General features: G+C 35.6%; 7 protein-coding genes. 3 read left to right on the forward strand and 4 right to left on the reverse strand.

Translation table 11 applies throughout. From position 1 onward, the window contains the following. The first annotated feature begins 1 nt into the window (after position 1). Positions 2–889 carry a LysR family transcriptional regulator gene (locus tag ACM5BR_RS15150; protein WP_416828837.1) on the forward strand — a complete coding sequence of 296 codons (888 nt, stop codon included), beginning with the start codon at positions 2–4 and terminating at the stop codon, positions 887–889. Positions 890–1,070: 181 nt separating this feature from the next. On the opposite strand, the gene ACM5BR_RS15155 is transcribed toward ACM5BR_RS15150, so the two are convergent. From ACM5BR_RS15155 to ACM5BR_RS15165, 3 genes are all read right to left on the reverse strand, one after another. Continuing rightward, positions 1,071–1,601 (reverse strand): YceI family protein, encoded by a 531-nt coding sequence (locus tag ACM5BR_RS15155; RefSeq protein WP_416828838.1) that lies wholly within the window; start codon positions 1,599–1,601, stop codon positions 1,071–1,073. A 349-nt stretch (positions 1,602–1,950) separates the two neighbouring features. Further along, complete coding sequence (locus tag ACM5BR_RS15160) at positions 1,951–2,337, reverse strand: VOC family protein (RefSeq protein ID WP_416828839.1); 387 nt, start codon at positions 2,335–2,337, stop codon at positions 1,951–1,953. 77 nt (positions 2,338–2,414) lie between these two features. Further along, positions 2,415–3,314, reverse strand: coding sequence for a LysR family transcriptional regulator (locus ACM5BR_RS15165; RefSeq protein WP_416828840.1), 900 nt, complete (start codon positions 3,312–3,314; stop codon positions 2,415–2,417). Between the two features lie 163 nt (positions 3,315–3,477). Here ACM5BR_RS15165 and ACM5BR_RS15170 point away from each other — a divergent pair, with 163 nt between their 5' ends. Next, a complete protein-coding gene (locus tag ACM5BR_RS15170) occupies positions 3,478–4,692 on the forward strand; it encodes an MFS transporter (RefSeq protein WP_416828841.1) in 1,215 nt (404 codons plus the stop codon). A 60-nt stretch (positions 4,693–4,752) separates the two neighbouring features. Here ACM5BR_RS15170 and ACM5BR_RS15175 read toward each other — a convergent pair whose 3' ends face one another. Beyond that, entirely contained in the window at positions 4,753–5,640 is an 888-nt protein-coding gene (locus ACM5BR_RS15175) for a TetR/AcrR family transcriptional regulator (protein WP_416828842.1), read from the reverse strand. A 398-nt stretch (positions 5,641–6,038) separates the two neighbouring features. On the opposite strand from ACM5BR_RS15175, the gene ACM5BR_RS15180 reads away from it, so the two are divergent. Continuing rightward, positions 6,039–6,315 (forward strand): MerR family DNA-binding transcriptional regulator (locus tag ACM5BR_RS15180; protein ID WP_416828843.1); only part of this gene is annotated, 277 nt, incomplete at its 3' end.

Here is a 6,315-nt window from a genome sequence, read left to right on the forward strand (position 1 = left end):
TATGTCACTTGCTAAGTTTCAGATTTTTCATACAGTTGTAGAATTAGGGAGCCTTTCGAAAGCCGGAGAAACACTCGGTCTAACTCAATCCGCTGTTAGTCATGCCATAGCTAGCTTAGAATCAGAATGGGGATTTACTATCCTTAACAGAGGACGTTCAGGTATTAATTTGACGAGTGACGGTGAACATGTATTAAAATACATACGTGAAATTCTAAAATGGAACGAAGAATTGCTTCAAGAAGTAGCTAGTATCAACGGTTTGGAAATTGGTACTGTTCGTATTGGAACGTTTTCGAGTGTATCAGTCCAATGGCTACCTGAAATCTTGAAAAATTTTAATAACTATTACCCTTCCATCGAAATCAAATTGCTAGAAGGGGATTATGATGATATTGAGAATTGGATCGCAAAAGGTAATGTTGATTTTGGTTTTGTATCGCTTCCGACTTCGCATCCCTTTGAAGTGATTCCCTTAAAAAAAGATAGAATGCTTTGCATCCTTTATGATGAACACCCTCTTGCGCACGAGAATGAGGTTAGTTTTGAAAGTATCAAAGAGGAACAGTTAATCATGCCGAAGAAAGGGAGCGATAATGATTTAAGAAGGCTCTTAAAAGAAAACAATGTAACACCTAATATAAGATTTGAACTTGAAGATGATCAAGCGATATTTTCAATGGTTCAACATGGTATGGGAATTAGTATTCTTCCAGAAATGGCTATGTATCGAGTTCCAAAAAACGTTCGTATTCTAAACTTAGAACGAGAGCATTATCGCACAATTGGTATCGCTGCTACGTCATTTAAAACCCTTACTCCAGCTACGAAAAAGTTTATTGAATTTCTAAAATCTTGGTCAAATGAGCTTGCCCGGAACCCGCTTTAAAATGCTTGTTGTTGAACGAAATATTTTGGCTAGCTATTATTTAAAAAGGCTCTGTTAAATAATTGTGTTCATTTGGCTAAAAATAAAAATGATAACTCAATATGAAAAGACATGCCGATGTAGTTGGCATGTCTTATATCATAATATGTATGCTAAAGAAATCATTATTCTGTATAAACATTTAGGCTTTGGATGCTTGTACGTCTAGTGAAATTTTTACTTGATCTGCCACTAATACTCCACCCGTTTCTAAAGCAGCGTTCCATGTTAGACCATATTCACTTCTACTAATTGACCCGTTAGCTTCAAAACCTGCTTTCTCATTCCCCCAAGGATCTTTACCGCTTCCTACATAGATAACCGAAAATGTTTCTGATTTCGTGGTCCCACGAATCGTTAAGTCTCCTGTAACTTCATATTCACCAGGGCTTTTCTTTGTGATTTGAGTCGATTTAAACGTCATTTTAGGAAAATGTTCAACATCAAAAAAATCTGCTGAACGTAAGTGATTATCACGTTCCTCGTTACGTGTATCAACACTTTTCACATCTATTGAGAATTCAATTGTCGCTGTTGTAAGGTCCTCAAGATCAGCTTCTATTGATGCTTCAAAAGTTCGAAACGTGCCTTTTACTTTAGATACCATCATGTGTCTAATCGCAAAGTCTATACTGCTATGTGCAGTGTCTATATTCCATTTATTCTTTGTCATATAATCCCTCCTAAAATATTTGTTAACTCACAACAAACAGATTAGACAAATAGACAAGATTTTATTCAGCATTTCTATTTCTTGTGGGAGTCTTTTTTGCTAGAACATAACACAAGTAAACGTTCAGGGGTATGAGCGTTTTGTTTAGCTGTAATTATGATTTTTATGACATTTTTCATGAAAGGTATCACAATTCTAGTAGGGTAGTGTACAAAAATATTATGAATTAACTTAACTTATGCGACAATAAACTCTGACTTTCTGAGACTCTCATACGTCTTTTCTACTGGAAATAAACAAGCGAAAATTAGCATATCTTAAGATTACTCTTCGTAGCTTGTAAGCGAGTTCAGGCAAGGTTTAATTGCCATGAGACTCCATATTTATCTTCTACCCAGCCAAATTTCTTACTGAATGGAGAAGCAGCTAAGGGCATTAAAATTTTGCCGTCTTGAGATAATTCCTCATAAACTTTCATTATTTCTTCTTCAGTATCACATGTTACAAACAAGGACATAGCAGGAGTAAAAGGGTGAGTTTGCTTACTAGAATTATCGATAGCCATAAACGTTTGACCTTTCAATGTGAAGGTAGCATGTAATACGGTTCCATTCTCATGATATAAAACACGATTGATTTCTGATGGATGAAAGATAGATGTGTAAAAGTTCATTGCTTCTTCCGCCTTGCCCGAGAACATGAAAAACGTAGTAATGTTTTGATTCGACTTTTCCATTCATCATTCAACTCCTTTTCTCATTCATTTACAGATTACCATCTAAATATGCTGGAATCTACAGAAAGAATCCCTTTTCATATCTCTACATATTCTAAAAACTTTTTTATCAATCGGTATTGCGTGCTATGTTGTGAGTGTATCCAACCAAATGAAATGCTTGAATCAATCGTATAATCAGCCAAGGGAATCGCTACGATTCGATTGCTTTCCACATAGGGGTCATCTTTTAACATTAAACTAGACAACAAACTGATTCCTAATCCTTCTGATACGGTTCTTTTAATTACTTCACTATTTGTGGTTGCAAATATGATATTGATTGGTCCAAGCTTTTTCGTCATATATTCAATTATATTATTCCAAAAACTCCCTGAAAACATTACGAACGGGTAATCTACGATATCCTGTAACAACAGTTCTTTATTAAAAGCTAGCGGAGAATCTCTCGGGACAATGACTTTAATTCCCCATTGATATGGAGATAATTGATATTTAATTTGTTCGGGTAGTCCTGCTGCTGAATGTTTATTAAGTCCAATAAATCCTAAATCCACCTCATGTCGATTTACCCTTTCCATAATTTCTTTGCTTTCCATTTCAAAAATCGTCACTTTGATTTGAGGAAAATCCTTTTTAATTCGGTAAAGTGCTTTCGGTAATACATTCATAAATAAGCTAGAAATGGTAGCGATTCGTAATTCTCCTGTAAAGGAAGAAGTTAATGCTTGAACTTCTTCTTTCATTTCATCCACTTTTCTTGTAATTTCCAGTGCTTTCTTAATAATATTCTTACCATCTTCTGTAGGAACGGTTCCAAAGCGCGAGCGCTTAAATAATTGAATTCCAATTTCTTTTTCCAATAAAGAAATCGATTGACTGATAGCGGATTGAGACACATGCAGGTTTTGAGCGGCAAGGGAAATGGATTTCGTTTTTACAACTTCCTTGATATATTCCATCTGTTCGAAGTTCAAAGTCATTCTCCATTCTTTTTATATTAGCAATTCTTATATTACCATTAAAAATCGTTGTTTTACATTTTAAATAATTATATTTAAAATAAGGATTGTTAATTTTTAGTGCGTATGTATAGATGTACGAGTGCTATAGACATTATAAGAGTTAAGGGGGAAGAAGATGAAGAATGAAAAATTATGGTCTAAGGATTTTATGATTGTTTCTAGTATTAACTTTATTGTGACATTGATCTTTTATTTGTTAATGGTCAGCATTTCTATTTATGCAGTAGATAAATTTCATGCGAGCACGAGTGAAGCAGGGCTTGTAACTGGTATTTTTGTAATCGGGGCTCTATTTGGAAGACTACTTACTGGTAGGATTATCGAAGCGAAGGGTCGGAAGAAAATTCTTTTCGTTGGATTGATCTGTTTCATCATTACGACCTTATTCTACTTTGGTGCAACTAATTTACCACTTCTACTGATGAATCGTTTTTTACATGGTATTGCATACGGAATAACGAGTACAGCTACGGGGACGATTGTTGCTAGGATTATCCCTCCTTCAAGACGTGGAGAGGGGATTGGGTATTATAGTTTAAGTGCAATTATAGGGACTGCTATTGGTCCATTTCTAGGTTTGTATTTCATGCAGCATACTAGTTTTTCCATGATATTTGTATTTTGTTTGCTGGTAGAAGCTTTTGGTTTGGTTACGGCAATCTTTTTGAGTGCACAACCTATCCAAGAAAATGTTGAAGTAGATACAAAAGGCTTTAAAATAAGTAACTATATTGAATATAAAGCTATTCCCATTGCTTTTGTAACGCTAATTATAAGCTTTGTTTATTCAAGTGTTTTATCATTTATTACGTTTTATGCGAAAGAATTACAATTGATTGATGCAGCTAGCTTTTTCTTCGTTATATATGCGATTGTAGTTTTACTTTCAAGACCATTTTCTGGCCGATTATTTGATAGCAAAGGGGCTAATCTTGTCATTTATCCAACACTTCTCGTCTTTGCAGGAGGTATGCTTCTTCTTAGCCAAGTACACCAGGGATGGACTTTATTATTAGCGGGGGCCATTATTGGACTTGGGTATGGAAACTATACATCTTCTGCCCAAACTGTTTCTGTAAAAGTAACACCACCCCATCGATTAGGTTTGGCTACATCCACCTTTTTTATTTTTATGGACCTTGGATTTGGAATTGGTCCATATTTAATCGGATTCCTTATACCTTATACAGGATACCGAGGTCTTTATTTGACAATGGTAGGTATAATCCTACTCTGTATGGTCCTTTACTACTTTATGCACGGAATAAAAGAAAAACAGTTGAATCGAGGCAAAGCGGTTTTATCTGAAGCAAACACAAATATTGGATAATGGAAGAGATGACTCAAAAGGGGATACCTATTGAGTCATCTTTTTGTTCGATAGAAGGGATTAGAAATACGCTTCCAAAGCAGCGGATAATTCTTGTAATTCCGACTCCAGTACTTGTTGCTTCTGCATATATAGCAGCAATCCTTGGACAATATGTTCGCGTGGTTCTTGCTGCGTCTGGGTAAATTCATTCTCTATCGCATCTAACGAAAGTACTAATGTTTCTCGCTGCTTTGTACTTAAAGTGAGGGAGTCTATTACCTCGCGTATACGTGAGAGGATGAGAATGATTTGTTTATGGTGCTCTTTTTTTTCTAACTCTTCCACATGAAGAAAGTTTTCCATTATGTCCTCATTTAAGAGCGGTTCTTCATCAGTATCGAAGCTGACAACAATTGCATCCATGCGACGCATGACGCAGGCGATAATTTCTTCCGTTGCTACTTGCTTTTGGTCAAATACAATGTACGTTGCATATTCTCTCAATATGCCCTTTAACATAGTAGCGCAGTCAAATGCATAGGGTGAAATCTGTTCTCCGTACACCTTTATGAGACGGCGGTTTATCCAAGTTAAAAATTGTGCACGTACTTTAAATGAAAGTTGACGAATTTGCTCATTTTCACGCAAAGTTTGTTCATGTATCTGCATTTGTGTGAAGTCTCTATGCTCAAATGCATGCTCCATTATTGCCTGTAGTTGTTTCATAAACTTTGTTTTTTCATCTAAGCTTTGGTGGGCAAGAACAGCTAACTTCTCACTTAGTATTTCATGATAATTCTTGATGCAAGAGAGGATGAGTTCCTCTTTTGAATGGAAGTAATTATAAAAGGTACCCTTTGACATACCGCTGTGTTCTACGATGTCCTGTATGGATGTTGCAAGGTATCCCTTTTGGCTGAATAACTTCGTTGCTGCTGTGATAATTTCTTGCTTACGTTTATTCACTCTATTCACCTCTATATCTCTAGGACGGTTCCAGATAAAATTAAAACCCCTCTATGTGTCCTGTATATATCTTATCACTCTTTAATCTGTTTAAACCTATAGTACAATTCATTTATGACCGCCTGGTCGTATGCATCTATCATAAGACAAGGAGCAGGTGATTAGCAATATGGGGAAATGTTTTAAATGTGAATATATTTTTGTTGCCAAAAACTAGTCAGTACTATATAGTATAAAACGTTATAGACTAACCGGTCATTTTTAAAGAGCAGTACCGTACCTAGTGGTTCAACTAACCCACGTCATTAAAAGAGAGAAGTTACAATTAATAAGAAAAGGAGATAAAAACAGATAATAAAAATATACGCAAAAATAATCAATGGTAGTATAATGTAATCATGGAAAAAATATACAAACCAAAAGAATTTGCGTCTATGTTAGGCGTGAGCGTCATTACATTACAGCGTTGGGATAATGACGGCAAGTTGGTGGCTCACCGAAACCCCAAAGGAAGAAGGTACTATACTGAATCGCAGTATCGAGAATATATGGGGATTTCGCAAGAAAATAAAGTAGGAAAAACCATCCTCTATGCTAGAGTGTCCAATCAAAGTCAAAAGAAGGATTTAGAAAACCAAGTAGAATTTTTACGAATCTTTGCTAATGCTAAAGGTT

The sequence above is a fragment of the Ectobacillus polymachus genome (assembly GCF_048159605.1).
GTDB classification, from domain to species: domain Bacteria; phylum Bacillota; class Bacilli; order Bacillales; family Bacillaceae_G; genus Ectobacillus; species Ectobacillus polymachus.